The organism is Nocardia sp. NPDC001965 (assembly GCF_053594175.1).
This window is the reverse complement of the sequence record NZ_JBSFDZ010000004.1, coordinates 216,773-234,322: the sequence shown is the minus strand read 5'-3', so window position 1 is coordinate 234,322 and position 17,550 is coordinate 216,773. Positions and strand designations below refer to the sequence as shown.

20 protein-coding genes and 1 pseudogene are annotated in these 17,550 nt (G+C 66.3%); 13 read left to right on the top strand and 8 right to left on the bottom strand.

Annotated elements, in window-relative coordinates:
• Positions 1-144: 144 nt before the first annotated feature.
• Complete coding sequence (locus ACWCPQ_RS09430) at positions 145-336, top strand: helix-hairpin-helix domain-containing protein (RefSeq protein ID WP_449896568.1); 192 nt, start codon at positions 145-147, stop codon at positions 334-336.
• 82 nt (positions 337-418) lie between these two features.
• Here ACWCPQ_RS09430 and ACWCPQ_RS09425 read toward each other — a convergent pair whose 3' ends face one another.
• Both ACWCPQ_RS09425 and ACWCPQ_RS09420 read right to left on the bottom strand, forming a co-directional pair.
• A complete protein-coding gene (locus ACWCPQ_RS09425) occupies positions 419-724 on the bottom strand; it encodes a hypothetical protein (RefSeq protein ID WP_449896566.1) in 306 nt (101 codons plus the stop codon).
• A 137-nt stretch (positions 725-861) separates the two neighbouring features.
• Positions 862-1,356 carry a VOC family protein gene (locus tag ACWCPQ_RS09420; RefSeq protein ID WP_449896564.1) on the bottom strand — a complete coding sequence of 165 codons (495 nt, stop codon included), beginning with the start codon at positions 1,354-1,356 and terminating at the stop codon, positions 862-864.
• Between the two features lie 188 nt (positions 1,357-1,544).
• On the opposite strand from ACWCPQ_RS09420, the gene ACWCPQ_RS09415 reads away from it, so the two are divergent.
• Positions 1,545-2,657: a CHAP domain-containing protein gene (locus ACWCPQ_RS09415; RefSeq protein WP_449896562.1), complete on the top strand. Its 1,113-nt coding sequence runs from the start codon at positions 1,545-1,547 to the stop codon at positions 2,655-2,657.
• A gap of 18 nt (positions 2,658-2,675) precedes the next feature.
• On the opposite strand, the gene ACWCPQ_RS09410 is transcribed toward ACWCPQ_RS09415, so the two are convergent.
• Complete coding sequence (locus tag ACWCPQ_RS09410; protein WP_449896560.1) at positions 2,676-4,445, bottom strand: oleate hydratase; 1,770 nt, start codon at positions 4,443-4,445, stop codon at positions 2,676-2,678.
• Between the two features lie 179 nt (positions 4,446-4,624).
• Here ACWCPQ_RS09410 and ACWCPQ_RS09405 point away from each other — a divergent pair, with 179 nt between their 5' ends.
• Positions 4,625-4,915 carry a hypothetical protein gene (locus ACWCPQ_RS09405; RefSeq protein WP_449896558.1) on the top strand — a complete coding sequence of 97 codons (291 nt, stop codon included), beginning with the start codon at positions 4,625-4,627 and terminating at the stop codon, positions 4,913-4,915.
• Between the two features lie 100 nt (positions 4,916-5,015).
• Here ACWCPQ_RS09405 and ACWCPQ_RS09400 read toward each other — a convergent pair whose 3' ends face one another.
• Positions 5,016-5,234 carry a DUF4287 domain-containing protein gene (locus tag ACWCPQ_RS09400; protein WP_449896557.1) on the bottom strand — a complete coding sequence of 73 codons (219 nt, stop codon included), beginning with the start codon at positions 5,232-5,234 and terminating at the stop codon, positions 5,016-5,018.
• Positions 5,235-5,429: 195 nt separating this feature from the next.
• On the opposite strand from ACWCPQ_RS09400, the pseudogene ACWCPQ_RS09395 reads away from it, so the two are divergent.
• From ACWCPQ_RS09395 to ACWCPQ_RS09380, 4 genes and pseudogenes are all read left to right on the top strand, one after another.
• Positions 5,430-5,715 (top strand): annotated as a pseudogene (locus ACWCPQ_RS09395) (NADP-dependent oxidoreductase); the annotation flags it as partial.
• 477 nt (positions 5,716-6,192) lie between these two features.
• Positions 6,193-6,564, top strand: a complete 372-nt coding sequence (locus ACWCPQ_RS09390) for a hypothetical protein (RefSeq protein ID WP_449896555.1) — start codon at positions 6,193-6,195, stop codon at positions 6,562-6,564.
• Between the two features lie 254 nt (positions 6,565-6,818).
• Positions 6,819-7,415, top strand: a complete 597-nt coding sequence (locus ACWCPQ_RS09385; RefSeq protein WP_449896553.1) for a hypothetical protein — start codon at positions 6,819-6,821, stop codon at positions 7,413-7,415.
• 91 nt (positions 7,416-7,506) lie between these two features.
• Positions 7,507-7,869, top strand: a complete 363-nt coding sequence (locus ACWCPQ_RS09380) for a nuclear transport factor 2 family protein (RefSeq protein ID WP_449896551.1) — start codon at positions 7,507-7,509, stop codon at positions 7,867-7,869.
• A gap of 134 nt (positions 7,870-8,003) precedes the next feature.
• Here ACWCPQ_RS09380 and glnA read toward each other — a convergent pair whose 3' ends face one another.
• Entirely contained in the window at positions 8,004-9,440 is a 1,437-nt protein-coding gene (glnA, locus tag ACWCPQ_RS09375; RefSeq protein WP_449896550.1) for a type I glutamate--ammonia ligase, read from the bottom strand.
• 258 nt (positions 9,441-9,698) lie between these two features.
• Here glnA and ACWCPQ_RS09370 point away from each other — a divergent pair, with 258 nt between their 5' ends.
• Both ACWCPQ_RS09370 and ACWCPQ_RS09365 read left to right on the top strand, forming a co-directional pair.
• Complete coding sequence (locus ACWCPQ_RS09370; protein ID WP_449896548.1) at positions 9,699-10,154, top strand: RDD family protein; 456 nt, start codon at positions 9,699-9,701, stop codon at positions 10,152-10,154.
• Positions 10,155-10,191: 37 nt separating this feature from the next.
• Positions 10,192-10,560, top strand: a complete 369-nt coding sequence (locus tag ACWCPQ_RS09365) for a YrdB family protein (protein WP_449896546.1) — start codon at positions 10,192-10,194, stop codon at positions 10,558-10,560.
• 19 nt (positions 10,561-10,579) lie between these two features.
• Here the strand turns inward: ACWCPQ_RS09365 and ACWCPQ_RS09360 are convergent, their stop codons facing one another.
• Complete coding sequence (locus tag ACWCPQ_RS09360) at positions 10,580-11,314, bottom strand: DUF4191 domain-containing protein (RefSeq protein WP_449896544.1); 735 nt, start codon at positions 11,312-11,314, stop codon at positions 10,580-10,582.
• Between the two features lie 139 nt (positions 11,315-11,453).
• Between ACWCPQ_RS09360 and ACWCPQ_RS09355 the strand changes: the two genes are divergently transcribed.
• Together ACWCPQ_RS09355 and ACWCPQ_RS09350 are read left to right on the top strand one after the other, a co-directional pair.
• Entirely contained in the window at positions 11,454-12,848 is a 1,395-nt protein-coding gene (locus tag ACWCPQ_RS09355) for a M20/M25/M40 family metallo-hydrolase (RefSeq protein WP_449896542.1), read from the top strand.
• A gap of 197 nt (positions 12,849-13,045) precedes the next feature.
• Positions 13,046-13,888, top strand: coding sequence for an alpha/beta hydrolase (locus ACWCPQ_RS09350; RefSeq protein ID WP_449896541.1), 843 nt, complete (start codon positions 13,046-13,048; stop codon positions 13,886-13,888).
• Positions 13,889-13,931: 43 nt separating this feature from the next.
• Here the strand turns inward: ACWCPQ_RS09350 and ACWCPQ_RS09345 are convergent, their stop codons facing one another.
• Positions 13,932-15,377 (bottom strand): neutral zinc metallopeptidase, encoded by a 1,446-nt coding sequence (locus ACWCPQ_RS09345; RefSeq protein ID WP_449896539.1) that lies wholly within the window; start codon positions 15,375-15,377, stop codon positions 13,932-13,934.
• Between the two features lie 217 nt (positions 15,378-15,594).
• Between ACWCPQ_RS09345 and ACWCPQ_RS09340 the strand changes: the two genes are divergently transcribed.
• Positions 15,595-15,882: a hypothetical protein gene (locus ACWCPQ_RS09340; RefSeq protein ID WP_449896538.1), complete on the top strand. Its 288-nt coding sequence runs from the start codon at positions 15,595-15,597 to the stop codon at positions 15,880-15,882.
• Between the two features lie 118 nt (positions 15,883-16,000).
• Here ACWCPQ_RS09340 and ACWCPQ_RS09335 read toward each other — a convergent pair whose 3' ends face one another.
• Entirely contained in the window at positions 16,001-16,975 is a 975-nt protein-coding gene (locus ACWCPQ_RS09335) for a helix-turn-helix transcriptional regulator (RefSeq protein ID WP_449896536.1), read from the bottom strand.
• 126 nt (positions 16,976-17,101) lie between these two features.
• Between ACWCPQ_RS09335 and ACWCPQ_RS09330 the strand changes: the two genes are divergently transcribed.
• A complete protein-coding gene (locus ACWCPQ_RS09330) occupies positions 17,102-17,497 on the top strand; it encodes a RidA family protein (RefSeq protein ID WP_449896813.1) in 396 nt (131 codons plus the stop codon).
• The last annotated feature ends 53 nt before the right edge of the window (positions 17,498-17,550 follow it).

The following is a 17,550-nucleotide window of genomic DNA, read 5'->3' as shown; positions in this document are numbered from 1 at the left end:
CCACGCGCGATACCGAAATCGTCCGGTGGGATTTCCGCCCGCGACCGGCGGAAGGCACAGCGACCGCCGCGGCCCGTCCGGCGAAACCCTGCACGCCACCCGGGATCCGGGCGCCCGGACGATACGCCCGGGTAGATTCACGGCGTGACCACCGAGGATCGTGGACCTGTCTTCGACGGCGTGCGGATCGGCAGGCCGGCGACCGGCGCGCTGATCGATGCGGGTTACCGCACGATCGGCGAACTACCCGAACGACTCGACGAACTGCTCGCGCTGCACGGCGTCGGACCGCGGGCGATCCACCTCCTGGACCGGGCCCGGCAGACCGGGCGGTGAGATCGCGCCGACGGGAAATCGCACGGACCGGCCGGTAGTGGCCGACCGCCGTCCCGGCGGCAGCGGCGGTCCGCCGCGCCGTTCAGAAGACGCGCGGGTAGGAGAGGTCCGGCCACGGCGGTCGCCGCAGCACCGCGAGAGCGGCGATCACGGCGGCGAGCAACCCGATCCATTCGCCGAGTTGCGCTATCCGGTTGACGTCCACCGCCGGAACCCAGGTGGCCGCGCTGTCGCGAACGACGAAGATCCCCGCGGGCCGCATCGCCGAACCGGGAAAACTGCCGCGACGGGAAACGGTGATGACGATGGCGCCGTCTGCTGTCTCGAACGGTTCCCCGTATACGGGCGTATCGACCGCGGCCGGACCCAGTCGTTCCCGAATCACCATGTGTACTACTCCGATTCCTCGTACCGGCGCGCACCGGGACCGGTGCGGTGGTCTCCGGAAGACTACGGTGCTCCGCGCGGCACCGGTGTCGATCCACGTTCCGATCGGGATGACACGAGTTCCGGCCGGACCGCGTATCAACTCAATACGACGGAACCGTCCGGGTCGATCCGCCACGCGGGGTTGTGGGCGATTTCCCAGACGACGCCGTTGGGGTCGGCGACATGACCGTTGAACACGCCGCCGAACTCGCTTTCCGTGGGTTGTTTGAGCATGGTGCCACCCGCGGCGGCCATGGCGTCCACCGTTTCGCGCACTTCCTCGCGACTGCCGACATTGTGTGAAAGGGTCAGACCCGATACCGGGGCGCGGTCGGAACCGTCTGAGATATCGGCGTTGAACTTGTCCGCGTGGAAGAAGCCCAGTACCAGGCCGGGGGCGATCTGGAAGAAGATGATCTCGTCCGGCACATCGAGCAGCGGCTCCCAGCCGAGTGCGTCGACGTAGAACCGCCGGGCCGCATCGAGATCGGCGGTCGCGATCGTCAAGAAGTGCGCCTGCTGTTTCAACGGAACCTCCCTGCGTCGGATGTCCGATCCTAACGAGGTGGCCGGTGCTGCGAGCTGGTTCACTCACCGATCGTTTCGTCACCGGCTGCCCGGTGCGGTAGGGCACGGTCGGCTCCGGTGGCCGCCGGAGCGTATTTCTCTCTGCCGGGAATGTCCGTAAATCGTGCTATAACGCATTGATATGCGGCTCCGCGCCGTGACACCCGATATCCGTTGTCATTGCTGTACGGCCGGCGCAGAGAGAGCATCAGATGAGTCCGACCACCGTCGAAAAGCTCGAGATCGTCCCTCTGCCCCATCCCCCCGGGGCGAGCCCCGGGCTGAATGCCGTCATCAACGCTGTCGAGGAGCACATCAACCGGTCGATACTGCTGCTGGCCTCGGGCGATCCGGGCAGCGCACCGGATTTCACCCAGTGGATCGACGACAAGAAGTTGCCGGGTGAGGACGATCTGGCGAAGACGACGAACAAGTCCGGGATGATCGACAAGTACAACGCCCGGCAGGGGGACGTGAAGGGCCTGACGACAGACCTCGACCAGCGGAACCAGAAAATCAACGACTCCCAGGTCGCCGCGTTCAACACCTCCAACACGACCTACAAGGAGATCACGACGATCGTCGAGAAGTTGCGCGGAGAACTTACGGACGCTCCCCCGCCGGTGACGACGAAGGAGAATCCGGTCCCGCATCTGACAGCCGACACGGAGATCCATCTGCTCTCGGTCCTGTTGAACGCGGCCGAGCAAGTACACGATGAACTCGAAGGCGCGGTGAACACCGTCGACAACCAGGCTCGCCAGATCGATGGCTCACGGCCGTCGGTTCCGCGTGGTTACGACTACAACAACGGTGGGATGCCCGCGGCCACCAACGCCTACCGGCCGCCCAGCGTCAGCAATGCCAGTTACCGGATCACCGATCCGAACGATCCGGTGGGCCGGGCGCTCGCCGTGGCGAGCGGAGAACTCGGGACCCGGGAGACGGACGCCGCATTCGCCGGGAAGCCCTACAACAACGGCAGCGCGTGGTGCGCCGCGTTCACCAGCTGGGTGTGGAAGGAAGCCGGCTACGACGTGTCCTGGACCGACTTCGACTATGTGCCCGCCGTCTGGAACGACGCCGCCGCAATGGGTTTGCAGAAGTCGACGGCCCAGGCCCAGCCGGGCGATCTGATCGTGTTCGACTGGGAAGGCGACGGCACTCCCGACCACATCGGAGTCGTGGAATCGGTCAGTGGTGGAAAGATCAACACCATCGAAGGCAATTCCAGCGATTCGGTGGCCCGCCGGAGTTACGGAATGAACTCCGGAAATGTCGTCGGTGTCATCAACCCACCGCCCACCGGCTCGGACCGGGTGTAGCGGTCATCGGATGAAGTCTCAGCGCTTCTCCGCGACGAGGCCGAATTCTTCGAGTAGTTCACCGATCTCGGTCGACTCCAGCTTGCGCAGAAAGTAGTCGCGCAGGAACGCCGGACCCGGAATATCCACCGCTTCGCCGTCGCGCAAACGGGTGGTCGCGGCCAGCAGTGTCCGCACATCGTAGGTGGAGTTGAAGACCTCGGGCACCCCGCGTTCGATATCCAGCAGCCGGTAGGCCGCTTCCATACCGGTGCGCACCGAGTATTCCGTGGTGAAGATGCAGTCCCGCGAGGTTTCCGCGAACTGGCCGATGAAAGCGAAGTTCACGGCCTTGTCCGGGACCACGTCCGGGCGGTCACCCGCGTGCCGGGGCATGAAGAACGAAGTGACATAGGGCATCATCACCGGAACACATCTCGCTCCACGCGCGGCCAGCTCGGGAATCTCGTCCTCGGGCACACCCAGGTGATACAGCCACTCCTGCGTGATCTCCTCGCCGGTGCACTCCTGCATCGGCTTCCGGACGTAGTCGCCGGGGGTGTCGACGAACAGCGAATACACCCAGACGACGATCTGATCGGACGGCTGCTGTTTGAAATGCGGCTGGCGATTCACCGTCCAGCTCATCAGCCAGCTCGAATCGCGAACCGTGACGATTCCGCCGGTGACGACCCTGCCGCTGAACGGGTCCCGCTTGCAGATCCGCCGGATGTGGCCGGGAATTCGCGCGTCGAGCGTGGTGACGGTCGCCGATTCCCATTTGGTCTCCGGAATATGGCCACCGAACACGTCGGGGTGCCCGAACGCGGGATCCTTGGCCGCGATCCGCCGCCACAGCTCCCAGGCCGGGGCCGGGCCCTCGTCGAGTTTCGCCGGGGTGTGATGATCGCCGTTGTTCGAATTCTCGGTGAGTGATCCGATAGTTGCCAGGACCAGGTCGTTTTCCTCCAGCTCGACCCCGCCCGGCACCCCCTCGGCGACCCAGCGGATGCGCGTCGCCTGCTTCCGGTCGGCGGCGAGATCGAATTCGATATCGGTGACCTCGGTATCGAACCGGAAGACCACCCCCCGGTCCAGTAACCACCGGTACAACGGCAGTACCAGCGATTCGTACTGGTTGTACTTGGTGAACTTCAGCGCGGAGAAATCCGGCAGCCCCCCGATATGGTGGATGAACCGGTGCAGATAGAGCTTCATCTCCAGCGCGCTGTGCCATTCCTCGAATGCGAACATGGTGCGCCAGTACAGCCAGAAGTTGCTTCCCAGGAAATCCGGACCGAATACTTCGTCGATCCGCTTACCCTCCATCTCCTCCCGGGTCGCCAGGAACACCGTCACGATGTCCTTCTGCGCCTTCTCGTTCAGGGTGAACAGCCCGTCGGTATGGGCGTCCTCGCCGCGGTTGCAGGTAGCGCGCTGCAACGAGGAATTGGGATCGTCCTTGTTCAGCCAATAGAACTCGTCGAGCACGCTGGCCCCGTCGATCTCGATCGAGGGAATCGATCGGAACAGGTCCCACAGGCATTCGAAATGGTTCTCCATCTCGCGTCCGCCACGGATCACGAACCCGCGCTCCGGTTCCTTGATCCCGTCCAGCGCACCGCCGGGGAGCTTCAACCGCTCCAGAACGGTGATCCGCTCCCCCGGCATCTGCCCGTCGCGGATCAGGAACGCGGCCGCCGACATGGAGGCCAGACCCGCCCCCACGAACCATGCCGTCTTGTCGTCGACACCCGCGGGTTTGCGGGGGCGAGCGAATGCCTCGTAGTTACCACTGCTGTAAAACACGATCGCGCTCCCTGGGGTCGGTTCGTGCTCGCGGCTGTGCGTGGTTCCGCAGCACACGGTATGCGCGCGGGTACACCGGCGCATTCGTGTCGACCCGATCGAGACGGTCGCGAAACCGAATGCTGACCCAGGGTCGCGATCCCGCTCCGGCGATCTATGCGTATACGTATACTTCTTTTATGGATCCACTGAGCCTCGCAGTCGGGGCCGGCCTCATCGCAATCGGCTGGATAGGTGGCCGATTCGGGTCGCGGCGACGGGCCGGGTCGGGAGCGAAGCTCATAGCCCGCTGCGGCTGCGGGCACGACCTGGCGCTGCACGACCGCGAGAGCGGCACATGTCATGCCGAACTCTCCCGGCGGGGCATGCACGGCCTGCGGGAATGGGTCGGCTGCAAATGCCGCCGCTACACCGGCCCCATCCCGCTGGAAGAAGTCTTCAGCCCACCGATCCTCCCACCGGAGTCGTGAGCACGGTCCGCTCCGGCGGGAGCGGACCGACAGCGATGCGGATAACCCGCAGCACCCCTCGTATGTGCCGGCGCTCCCGCCGCGACCCGGGCGAACCCGATCAGGCAACCGCCCATTTCTCGGGATGGAGGTGGTGCTGTACGAGTGCATTGGCATGCCCGTGCCCGAAACCGTGCTCGCTCTTCAGCAATTCGACGAGTTCCTTGTGCGCGGTCAGCCCCGACGCGCGCAGGACGGTCTTCCACTCCTCGATACCGCGCCCGTACTTGGCCTCGATGGACGGGAAATAGGACGCGGGGCCCTTCGGGGTGGTCGCCATCTTCGATCTCCTTGCTGGTTACGAACTCGGTAGGTGAGACGGGAGTTCCACCGAGATCTCATCGCCCGCGCCGCCTGTGTGTCGTGAGTCACGCGCAAACTGTTACCTCTGGACTGCGAGACTGGCGACGCGATATCCCGAGGCGAGATCGGAGCGGTCTGTGAAGGCAGCTCATTTCAGCCAGTTCGGCGGCCAGGGGTCCTCGGCGTTACCGCGGTCCCACTCGCTCGGGTACGCGGCACCCACGTGATCGGCACCGTGTACCCCGGCGAACGGCGAACCACCGGTACCTGCGTTCGCTGGGCGCCGAACCTGTCACCTACGGAGCGGGTCTCGTCGAACGGGTACGCGCACCCGCGCCCGACGGAGCACTCGACGTCGCCGGGAGCGGTGTGCTTCCTGAACTCGTCGAACCACCGGCGCCCCGGAGCGGGTCGTGACGATCGCCGACTTCGCGGGCGCCTGGGAACACGGCGTGCGCGGCAAACTCGTACTGGTGGTGGAGGGCGGGTGCGGCGCAGCCGAGTCCGTCCGTGGCTTCGGGCTGAGCCGACGCGCTGAACAAGGCGCATTCCCATGCCTGGCCGGTCTCCGGGGAGGCCTGCCCCGGAAGGAATGAACAATGGCAGAGTGCGTATCTCACGCCGACTGCAGCCACAGTCGCGCTCCGGAGCGACGTTCGATCCGGCAGTGGTCGCACATCCTACGCTCCGATCGAGCCCACACCGCCGCAGCGAGGTGAACCGCCGAACCGGCAAGGACCCGCGGTCACTTTTCTCGAACCCTCCACCCGGGATCCGGGCCGCACCGGCAGGCGACCTCGTGAACAGGAGCGCTTTTCTCGACCGCTGGGCAGATCCACCATGCGCACCATAGTCGAACTGACGTCCAGCCTGACGACCAGATCGACGCGTCTTTTCCGAAGCGAACAGATGCCGTTGCCGGCAAAGTCGATACGGTGACCGGCGCGCTCCGAACGGCCGGCCATGAATACGCCGGGCTCGACACCGCTCTGGGCAAGCAGCTCGATCACGGTCGAGCGGAAGGCGATGGATCCGGTTTTCACGATCCCGATTACGAGGTGGATGTGCCCCGTTCGGCACCACCGTATTCGACCGTACCGATGAAGCAGGAATACGTCGGCGAGGACAAGAAGGGGAACCAGATCTGGGGAAAACGGCGTGTGCGGTACTTCGACGAAGCCAGGCGACAGAGATTTCTCGTGACAGTAAAGGACGGATTGATTTCTCTACGATTCCCGCGGGAAACCACTCAGCACCACCGACGGCGGCTGGGGAAAAACCCACCACGCACTGATAGTAATGGATAGGCACGGCCGCATATTCGTGTCCAAGCAAGATAAGCCGGGCAGCTTCCATCACTCCAGCATGGTGGCCGGCGAGCCCGTCGCGGCGGCAGGAACAATTATTGTGCTCAACGGGGTTGTGCTAGAGGATCACCGACGCGAGCGGGCACTACAGGCCCGACAGAGGACATACGCTGCAGCTGATCCACAGATTGCAGGACCTGGGAGTGGAGAAGTTCCGCCCGGATATGATCGTTCTGACATCGGAGAAGTAGCATATGCCCGGAGACGAAGACGATTGGCACAGTATCGTCCGTGCCCTGTTCTACCACATTCAGTTCGAACCGCTGCTCGACGAATCCACAGCAAGGGGGGTTGCGGAAAATCTACTGAGAGACCCCCTCTGGGATCTGTCACCGGACGAGGAGCACAGGATACTCTCCGCTGGACTACGCCTCGGATACCCCTTGCCGACGTCGCATTCGGCAAAGAATGGAGAGCGAGAACTGCGGAACTTTCTCGAAATGACCGTCAGGTGCATGGATGAGATGCGGCCGTGGCCGGTACCTCCCTTCCGCCGCCTCCCGGAAGAGCGGCTCGGGGATTTCGTATCGCTGATTCCGATCGCCCGGACAAATCGACCGGTGAATGATCTCGAAGAGCAGATCGGACAATTATTCGACTACGAAGAAAGCTACGGAGAATTCCTGTTGGTACAGCTGGAGCCGGGCATCGAAGTAGGACTTCTCAATTCGCTGGGTTCTCCGGACGAAACAGCCGATATCGTCAGTACCGGACTCGGCGTCACCCCGGCAGAAATACTCGACCGACTGGCAGAGGCAACGGGGTTGGCGCGCAAGGTTTTCGAAGACTAGCTGTTCATGCACTCCAGGAAGGGCACGCGCCGCACCGGAGCGAACTCGAGGAACTGAGGGAGAGTGGGCGGGCTCTGGCAAGGTAGGTGTCATGGAAAAAACCTTGCGGGAGGCAGAACGGCGGCTTCAGGCTGCGCAGCTGGCCGGGGATGTCCAGACGCTGGAACTGTTGCTCGATGAACGGCTGATCTTCACCTTCGGCGCGGACACGTTCACCAAAGCCGATGATCTCGAGTTGCACCGCACCAGAGCCCAGGTCGTCGACCGGCTCGAGGAAGAACAGCTGAACCTGCTCGTGGAAGGAACAACCGGGGTGACATGGTTCCTCGGTGCAGTCGAGGGCAGCGTCCACGGAACGCCGTTCGCGGCCAGGATGCGTTACACCCGCACCTGGACGCATGACGATACCTATGGCTGGCGGGTGGTCGCTGCACACGCCTCGGCAGTCGAATAGCTTCCCCGAAGCCACCGGGATCGAAGACGAGTCCACCCGCCGAGTGATCGCGTCTGTGATCACTGAGCGGGTGGACTCGATCCCACGCACTGCGTACCGAAGGGGCTATTCAGCCCTATTCGTGCAGGTCGGGCTTACACGTCGAAGTAGAGCTCGAACTCGTACGGGTGCGGCCGCAGGTTCACCGGGGCGATCTCCTGCTCACGCTTGATGCTGATCCAGGTGTCGATCAGGTCCTCGGTGAAGACATTGCCCTCGGTGAGGTACTCGTGATCGGCCTCGAGGCGGTCGATCACCGAAGCCAAGCTGGTGGGGGCCTGCGGGATGTTCTTGGCCTCCTCCGGCGGGAGCTCGTAGAGATCCTTGTCGACCGGGGCCAGCGGCTCGATCTTCTTCTTGATGCCGTCCAGGCCGGCCATCAGCATGGCGGCGAAGGCCAGGTACGGGTTGCCCGAGGAGTCCGGCGCGCGGAATTCGATGCGCTTGGCCTTCGGGTTGTTGCCGGTGACCGGGATGCGGACCGCGGCGGAGCGGTTGCGCTGCGAGTACACCAGGTTGATCGGGGCCTCGTAGCCGGGGACCAGGCGGTGGTAGGAGTTCACGGTCGGGTTGGTGAACGCCAGCAGCGACGGCGCGTGGTGCAGGATGCCGCCGATGTAGTGCCGGGCCAGATCCGACAGGCCACCGTAACCGGCCTCGTCGTGGAACAGCGGCTTGCCGTCCTTCCACAGCGACTGGTGGGCGTGCATACCCGAGCCGTTGTCACCGAACAGCGGCTTCGGCATGAAGGTGACGGTCTTGCCTTCGGCCCACGCGGTGTTCTTGACGATGTACTTGAACAGCTGCAGATCGTCGGCCGCGCTCAGCAGCGTGTTGAACTTGTAGTTGATCTCGGCCTGGCCGGCGGTGCCGACCTCGTGGTGGCCGCGCTCGAGCTCGAACCCGGCGTTCTGCAGGTTGGTGGAGATCTTGTCGCGCAGGTCGACATAGTGGTCGTAGGGGGCGACCGGGAAGTACCCGCCCTTGTTACGGACCTTGTAGCCGCGGTTCGGGGTGCCGTCGGGGTTGGTGGCCGCGCCGGTGTTCCAGGAGCCGGAGATGGACTCGACCTCGTAGAAGGCGCCGTTCATACCGGAGTCGTAGCGGACCGAGTCGAAGATGTAGAACTCGGCCTCGGCGCCGAAGTACGCGGTGTCGGCGATACCGGTGGAGCGCAGATACTCCTCGGCCTTACGGGCGATATTGCGCGGATCGCGCGAGTAGGACTCACGGGTGAACGGGTCGTGCACGAAGAAGTTCATGTTGATCGTCTTCGCCGCACGGAACGGGTCCAGCTGCGCGGTGCCGAAGTCGGGCAGCAGCAGCATGTCGGACTCGTCGATCGACTGGAAACCCCGCACCGAGGAACCGTCGAAGGCGAGGCCTTCCTCGGCGAGGTCGGCGGTGAAGGCCTTCGCCGGGATGGAGAAGTGCTGCTGCACACCGGGCAGATCGCTGAAGCGGATGTCCACGTACTCGACATCCTGATCCGCGATGTACTTGATGACCTCGTCGGCCGTGCTGAACGTCACTTAGTTCTCCTTACGGATAGATTCCCAGCCAGTATCGAGTGCAGGGCGTCGCGACCCGACGCTATGGACAGGGTGTTTCCCGCTAGTCAAGAGTGTGTTTCGCCAGTGTTACACGTCGTGTCGGCGGGGTGTCCTGGGCCACGCCACGAACAGCGGGTTCGTATTCTGCCCGGTCCCGGGCCTCCGACCGGCGGTTGTGCCGGGTATGCCCGGATCCCGGGCCGGAGCGTACGCGGCGGCTCGGCTTATCCTGGGAGCATGGCACGTATCACCGGCTCTTGGCTCTCCGGACCTCCCGTCGCCCCTGGTAAGGGCGGCGCCGACGATTACGCCGGGGCCGAGCTGGGGTTGCCGCGCGAGGGTGCCGGGTCGCTGCCGGGAATGTCTCGCCGCATCCTCGCCATGCTGGTCGACTGGTTCATCGCGGTCGGGATCTCGGCGCTGATCGCCCAGGGTGTACCGGCCTCGTCGGTGAACCTGCTCCTCTGGTTCGTCATCGGCGTCGCGGCCGTGACACTGTTCGGGTTCACCCCGGGGCAGTACTTCCTGCGGGTCCGGGTGATGCGCGTCGATACCGAAGCACCTGTCGGGTTCCTGCGGGCGCTGGGGCGTCAGGTGCTGCTGGTCTTCGTGATCCCCGCGCTGTTCACCGACGCGGACGGGCGCGGTATGCACGATCGCGCGACCGGGACCGCCGTGGTGCGCTCCCGCTGACCCGCCGGCCCGCGGTTTCGGCCGTTAAGCTCGTGCGGTGTCACTGAATCCGGTCCTGCTCGGACTCCGATTGCTGCTGGAAATCGTCGCGCTGGTTTCGGCCGGAGTGCTCGGCTGGCGAGTGACGGACGGGCCGGGACGCTGGTTGCTGGTAGTGCTGCTCCCCGTGATCGCGGCCACGCTGTGGAGCGTTTTCGCGGTACCGGGAGATCCGAGCCGGTCGGGGGAAGCACCGGTCGCCGTACCCGGAGCGGTGCGGCTGCTCGTCGAGTTCACCGTCCTGTTCGGTGGCGCGGCCGCGCTGTGGTTCGCCGGGTTACCGCGGCTCGCGCTGGTGTCCACGGTGGTCCTGCTCGTCTATCACGTCCTCGCCTACGACCGGGTGCTCTGGCTGCTGCGGCACTGAGCGACCCGGCCCGCGGCGGTCAGCGGCGGCGGATGGTGCGCTGCATACCGCGCATCTTGGCGTTACCCGGCATCGGGCCCTTGGGCATCGCCGGACCACCGCGCGAGCTCAGGGCACTGAGGCGGCCCTCGATCAGGTCGATCCGCTTGGTGTCGATATTGCGCGGGAGCTTGGTGAGGTAACGCTGCAGTTCCTTGAGCGGGACCTGTCCTTCGTCGTTGCCGATCACCACGTCGTAGATGGGGGTGTCGCCGACGATACGAGCGGTGCGCTTCTTCTCCTGGGCGAGCAGCGACCGCAAACGCTGCGGTGAGCCCTCACCCACGAAGATCACACCGGGTAGCCCGATCACGCGATGCACCGCGTCGAGCTGGGTGGTGGCGGCGATTCCGTTGCTGACCCGCCATTTGCCCTGCAGGTTGTCCAGTACCCAGGCGGCGGCACCGGCCTGGCCCTCGGCTTTGCCGTAGACCGATTTCTGTACCCGGCGACCGAAGATGATGAAGGCGAACAGCAGACCGAGCAGCAGGCCCAGGGGCAGCAGGAACCACTGCAGACCGAAGAGGAAGCCGATCCCGAACAGCACCAGGGCGGTGACGACCACCGCGCCGATCATCAGCGGCAGCAGCAGTTTGTCCTCTTTGCGCTGCATCTGGAACGCCTGCCAGATCTGCTGACGACGTTCCTTCGACTGTGCTTTGCGCGCGGCTTTCGCCGCGGCCTTCGCCTCTTTGTCGGGCTTACCTGCTGCCATGGCTCCCAGAATAATGCCCGGCCCGCAACGCCTCGGCCACGGGACGGACTCCCGGCCCCGCACGAGGCGGCCGGGTCCCGATCCGGACATCCCGCCCACGGTGCGGGCCCGCTGTTGTGTGGGCGAGGAGAATACAGGGATGCCCACCGATCTCGAGGCCCATCCGGCGACCTGCGGCCCGGTCGACGATGCCACGGCGGAGCGTCTTGCCGCGGCCCTGCGCTGCGTGACCGTGTCCCGGGAGGTCCCGGAGACCGGTGCCGGAGGTGCGGCCGACGCGGAATTCGAGCGACTCGCCGCGCACCTGGAACGCTCGTTCCCGCGGGTACACGCCGAGCTGGAACTGGAACGGTTCGGGCACAGCAGGCTCTACACGTGGCGGGGTGTGGATCCCACACACACGGCCGCCGTACTGCTGGCGCACCAGGATGTGGTGCCCGCCGACGATCCGGGTCCGTGGACCTATCCCCCGTTCGCGGGTGTGGTGGACGAGGAGTTCATCTGGGGTCGCGGCGCGATCGACGACAAGAGCCGGGTCCTGGCGATCCTGGAGGCCGTGGAGTCCGCGCTGGCCGACGGTCGCCGGCCGCGGCACACCGTCCATCTGGCATTCGGCCACGACGAGGAGGTGTTCGGGAACGACGGCGCGGTACGGATGGCGGCCCGGTTACGGGAACTGGGCACACACGCCGACCTGCTGCTGGACGAGGGCGGGGTCGTCACCGAGGGCATCGTCGAGGATGTGCCGGTCCCGGTGGCCACGATCATGCTCGGCGAGAAGGGCTACGCCACGGTCCGGTTGTCGGTGGCGGCGACCGGCGGCCACTCGTCGATGCCGGGCCGGCAGACGGCCGTCGGGCGGCTCGCCCGCGCCGTGGGCCGGATCCAGGACCGTCCGATGCCGCTGCGGGTGACTCCGGTGGTCACCGATATGCTCGCGCGGCTGCGCCCGCATATGCCGGCGGCAAAACGCCGGCTGCTCGGTTTCGCCGGGGTGGCGGGCCCGGTGATCACTCGGATCATGGCCGCGACACCGCAGACCGAGGCGCTGGTGCGCACCACCACCGCCCCGACCGTGATCCGCGGCGGGGTCAAGGCCAACGTGCTTCCGCAGCAGGCCGAGGCACTGATCAATTTCCGGATCCTGCCGGGCGATACGGTCGAATCGGTGCTGGCGCACTGCCGCCGGACCGTACGCGACGATCAGGTCGTGGTCGAACTGGTGGGGATGTCGTCGGAACCGTCACCGGTCACCGGCCCCGGGCCGCAGTTCGATCTGATCGCGCGACTCACCCGGCAGGTGGTGCCCGGTGCGGCGGTGACCACCGGCCTCGTCCCGGGTGCCACCGATTCCCGCCACTACGACGATCTGGCCGCGACCCGCTGCAATTTCGCGCCCATCCGGCTCACCGCCGCGGATCTGGAGCGGATACACGGAAACGACGAGCGCTTGTCCCGCGTGAACTACGCTCGGCTGATCGACTTCAACCGGCGCCTGATCACCGCGCTCGCCGAGCCGGACCGGGCCCGCTGAACTCACCCGAGTACGTCAGGAGCCGCGACCATGCGATACTGCGATACTGCGATACCTCCGCCTTCGCTCCGGCCTCCGCGGAACGCATGCACCGAGTTCGGGGGAGGTTCGATGATGCGATACCTCCGCCTTCGCCGCGGCCTGCGCGGAACGCATGCACCGGGTTCGGGGGAAGATCAGTGAACGGTGGTGAGGGGGTGCGTGTGGGGCGTGGGGAATTCGAGCACGCCGGGAATCGGCTCAGCCGGCGTTCCTGGGTACCCGCGACACCGGCCCGCGGGGTCGTGGTGCTCGTGCACGGGGTAGCAGAGCATTCGGGACGCTACGAGTACGTCGCGCGAACCCTGGCGGCGGCCGGGTTCGCGGTGTACGCGTTCGACCATGTGGGACACGGGGAATCCGCGGCCGCCGGGTCCCGCGCGAATATCGGATCGGTCGACAATGCCGCGGACAATGTGGTGGCCCTGCTCGATCTGGCCCGGGCCGATCATCCCGGAGTACCGGCCTTCGTGATCGGGCATTCCATGGGTGCGCTGATCACCCTGTACCTGGCCACCCGGGCACCACTGGACGTGGCCGGGGTGGTGGTGTCGGCGCCACCGCTGATCATCGACGCGGGTAACCCGGCACAGCGGCTGCTGGCGCCGGTGCTCACCCGGCTGGCACCGAACCTGGGTGTGCTGAAACTCGATTCGTCGCAGATCAGCCGGGACCCGGACGTGGTCGCGGCCTACGACAACGACGCCCTGGTGTTCCGCGGCAAACTGCCCGCCCGCACGGCGACCGAGATCCTGACGGCCGCCGGGACCGTTCTGGACCGGTTGCCGCAGCTACGGGTTCCCACGCTCGCCCTGCACGGGACCGGTGATGCCATCGCCGCCCCGGCGAGTACGGACCGGATCGAACAGCACGCGGGCACCACCGATCTCACGGTCCGCCGCTACGACGGCCTCTACCACGAGATCTTCAACGAACCCGAGCGCGACGAGGTGCTCGCCGATGTGATCTCCTGGCTGGACGCGCGGGCCGCCGCCGAGTGACCTCCGCCGGAGCCCGGTACCGGCAACCGGGTCCGGCGCGCGCCTACGCGTATTCGGCGAGGCAGGCGCTCTCACCGTCGAGTACACCGAGCCGGAACGCATCCAGCCGCAGATAGCCCTCGGGGACGACCGCACCGTTGACATCGCCGGCCGCGAACCCGTCGGACAGCAGACCTGATACCGCCTCGTCCAGATCACCGGCGGACAGTCGCGGATTGCTGTTCTCCCGGCTCAGCGCGGTGGTGACCACACCTGAGAGACACGCGGTGCGCAACCCGGCGCTGTCGGCGCCGGTGAGCGAGAGCTGTTTGCTGTTCTGGTACGCCAGGGTGTAGCGGGAGATGAACACGACGAACGCGTTGTAATCGCCGGCGACGACCGCCGACAGCGGTTCGTCCTCGGCGCCGGTCTCGCCCGCCAGCTCGGCCAGCGCATCGACATCGGTGCCGATGAGATCGGTGACCGGGCAATACGCGACAGGCGCGGCGGAGGTGGCGTCGGTGCAGCGGGCGGGTACGCCGTCGTAGTCGTAGTCGGGGGTACCGGAGACCGGCAGGATATCGGCCAGAGCGGTGGCCATATCGCGCAGTGAATCCTCGGTGATGTCCAGCTGGAGATACTCCTCGTCCGGCTCCTCGAAGGTCACCGGCAGCCCGGCCCGGCGCTGCTCGATCTCCTGTTCGTCGATCCCGGCGCAGGCTCCGGCACCGTCGGTGTAGCCCATCTGCACCGCGGTGACCCGTTCGAAGGCACTGCCGTGCACATTGTCCGGATCGTCGGGATCACGGTCGCGTACCGCGACCGTGGCGCCCAGCACACCGTTGAGACCCTCGGTCGTGTTGAGCGTGAAATGCCGGGAATCTCCCTCGGCCACATACCGGAGGAATACTCCGGCGAGGCAATCGGCCTGCTGTTCGGTGACCAGACCCGGCGAATCCTCGGTCGCTATTCCGGCGGGTATCTGCAGGGCGTGCCCGTATTCATGGGCGAGCACCATCACCACCGCCATCTCGCCGAACTGTTCGACCAGTTCCGGTAACAGCACCCCGCGATCCCAGCCGATGGTCTCGTCGGCACCGCAGTAGGCGGCATTGACCAGTTCGTGGGTGCTCATACCGCAGAATTCGATCGAATCGCGTTCGGCGGCGTCCCCGTCCCAGGACACGAGCTCGGCGACCGGCCGGAACTTCCCCGGAAAGGTCGACGAATAGTTCTCGGTCCAGAACTCCTCGATATCGGCGACAGCGTTGAGCGCGAGCCGGTCCGTTTCGCCGCCGTCACCGTTGGTGGCCTGCCGGCCGCTGTCGGGCACTCCTTCCCGGGGGCCGCTGGGCCCCGTGCTGGTCGTGGCACCCGTGATCTGCCACGGGTTGGCCGCATCCACCGCCCGTTGCGTCGAATTCGCCGCCGAACACGCCGACAGCGCCGATACCGTCAATATCGCTGCAGCCACCGCGCCGGCCAGCCGTGACCATCGTGTCCCGGTCATATCCGCCTCCCCGTTCCGAACCGGGCCCCGGGCCCGGCATCGCCCGGATCGCGAACCCGCCGCACCGGACCGAGGATCATCGAATCACAAGGCGGACAACGGCGTACAGCGAAGAAATGCGGGCGATCAGTCCATTCTGCGGTATAGGGCTCGGCGGCACGGCCGTTAGCACTCGACCCGGCCCTAGACTGGTCGGAGTACTTCGCGAGGAGGTCCGGTGTACGTCGAGGAATTCCGCTCACCCGGCGCGTTGACGGCCGCGGTCGCCGAGGAACTGGCGTTCTGCCTGCCCGGCTGCACGTCACGGGTCACCGTGGCGGCCGACGATCGCTCGGTGAACCTACCGGTACTCCCCTACTGCTGGACCGAACTCGGAATCCGGCGGGACACCCGGGTGACGATCACCGCCGCGGACGGTTACCGCCCGGCCGATCTGGAGGACCGGCGGGTACTGCAGGAACTGGTCACCCGGTTCCTGGCCCTGACCTCACCGGTCGCCCGCTGAGGGGGCCGGTTCCGCCGTTCGCCCGATCCGCGAAACGGGCACATCGTGCGGTGTGCCCGCGCCGCCGGGGTGCGCGGCGGTCCGGATCGCACCGGCGGCGGCTCGCGGCGACAACCCGTCAGGACGACTCCCGGTAGCGGGCGGCGATCGCGGCGGCGCGGTCGTACAGAGATCTGCGCAACGACACCGGGGCCAGGACTTCCGCATCGGTGGTGAGCTGCCACAGTGCCCATTCGGCGTGCCGGGCGTCCTGGAACGTCAGCTCCAGGCGGAGCCAACCGTCCGCGTCGGTTTCCTCGGTGCGCACGGCCAGTGCCGTACCCACCAGTTCCGCCCGCCGCGCCGGGGACACCCGCACCAGAACGGCCGATATGTCGCCGTCGTTCCGGAACCGCGTACTGCGTTCCCGCCAGGCCAGATCCAGATCGACCCGGTCCGGTCGCTGGGCCGGTTCGGGGAGTTCCTGCGCGGCCGACACCCGCGACAGACGATAGGTCCGGTCCGCGCCGGACCGAGTGGCCAGCAGGTAGCCCAGGTCGCGGACGACGACCACGCCGATCGGGTCGACAGTTCGCCACTTCGGGGCCTGATCGACTGCCGCGTAGTGGATGCGCAGCTTGTGACCGGCGAGCACCGCGCGCCGGATCTCGGCCAGTACCGGCGCGGGTACCTCCTCGACGGCCGATCGGCGCGACAGCAGATCGGTCGCCGGCTCGATGAGCAGCCGCTCGGCCACCTCGGCCGCGGTGTCCCGATAGCTCGCGGGTAATGCGTCGACCACCTTGAGCATGGCCGAGGCGAGCGCCGAGCCCAGCCCGAACGCCTGTGCGCCACGCCGTGACCCGGCGACCAGCAGAGCGAGCGCTTCGTCGTGGTTCAGCCCGGTGAGCTCGGTCCGGAATCCGGGGAGCAGTGCGAAACCGCCGTGCCTGCCGCGTTCGGTGAACACCGGGATGCCGGCCGCGGACAACGCCTCGATATCGCGCAGCACCGTGCGGGTGGACACTTCCAGTTCGTCGGCCAGTTCGGCCGCGGTCAGCCGACCGCGCTGGCGCAGCAGCAGCACCAGCGCCACCAACCGATCGGCCCGCACCGAAAAACCCTATCGAATACCTGACACAGGGTGTCGTGATTTCCCGGCAGGCTTGCCGCCACGGCGTCCCGAGGCACGACTGTCCGGGCCGACGGTACTCGACAACCGAACGGAGCTGATGTGGAAGTGCAACGAACTGCGGTCAACCCGGTGACCTGGTCGGCGGCGATGGGATTCGACCAGGGTGTGCTCGTCTCCGGGCACACCCGAACCCTGTACTGCTCCGGGCAGACCGCCATGAGCGACGACGGCGAACCCCTGCATATCGGTGATATGGGGGCGCAGCTGGCGCTGAGCCTCGACAATGTGGAGGGGGTGCTCGGCGCGGCCGCCATGTCCCTGGCGAACCTGGTCCGGCTCGACATCTACACCACCGACGTCGATCTGCTCCTCCGGCATTACGGGGTACTGGCCGCGCGCCTGGGCGCTGCCGGGGTGGCGCCGGCCACCACGCTGCTCGGGGTCACCCGGCTGGCTGTCCCCGGTCAGCTGGTCGAGCTCGAGGGAACCGCGATCGGGTGATCGGTGTGCACCGCCTCCGGCATACCGCCGGCGGCGGTGCACAGCACGACCGC

What these genes read in the sequence shown, in the direction of transcription:
- ACWCPQ_RS09360 (WP_449896544.1), bottom strand. Translation starts at nt 11,314, where the DNA reads ATGGCAGCAGGTAAGCCCGACAAAGAGGCGAAGGCCGCGGCGAAAGCC.
- ACWCPQ_RS09415 (WP_449896562.1), top strand. Translation starts at nt 1,545, where the DNA reads ATGAGTCCGACCACCGTCGAAAAGCTCGAGATCGTCCCTCTGCCCCAT.
- ACWCPQ_RS09385 (WP_449896553.1), top strand. Translation starts at nt 6,819, where the DNA reads ATGCCCGGAGACGAAGACGATTGGCACAGTATCGTCCGTGCCCTGTTC.
- ACWCPQ_RS09380 (WP_449896551.1), top strand. Translation starts at nt 7,507, where the DNA reads ATGGAAAAAACCTTGCGGGAGGCAGAACGGCGGCTTCAGGCTGCGCAG.
- ACWCPQ_RS09355 (WP_449896542.1), top strand. Translation starts at nt 11,454, where the DNA reads ATGCCCACCGATCTCGAGGCCCATCCGGCGACCTGCGGCCCGGTCGAC.
- ACWCPQ_RS09345 (WP_449896539.1), bottom strand. Translation starts at nt 15,377, where the DNA reads ATGACCGGGACACGATGGTCACGGCTGGCCGGCGCGGTGGCTGCAGCG.
- ACWCPQ_RS09400 (WP_449896557.1), bottom strand. Translation starts at nt 5,234, where the DNA reads ATGGCGACCACCCCGAAGGGCCCCGCGTCCTATTTCCCGTCCATCGAG.
- ACWCPQ_RS09405 (WP_449896558.1), top strand. Translation starts at nt 4,625, where the DNA reads ATGGATCCACTGAGCCTCGCAGTCGGGGCCGGCCTCATCGCAATCGGC.
- ACWCPQ_RS09370 (WP_449896548.1), top strand. Translation starts at nt 9,699, where the DNA reads ATGGCACGTATCACCGGCTCTTGGCTCTCCGGACCTCCCGTCGCCCCT.
- ACWCPQ_RS09425 (WP_449896566.1), bottom strand. Translation starts at nt 724, where the DNA reads ATGGTGATTCGGGAACGACTGGGTCCGGCCGCGGTCGATACGCCCGTA.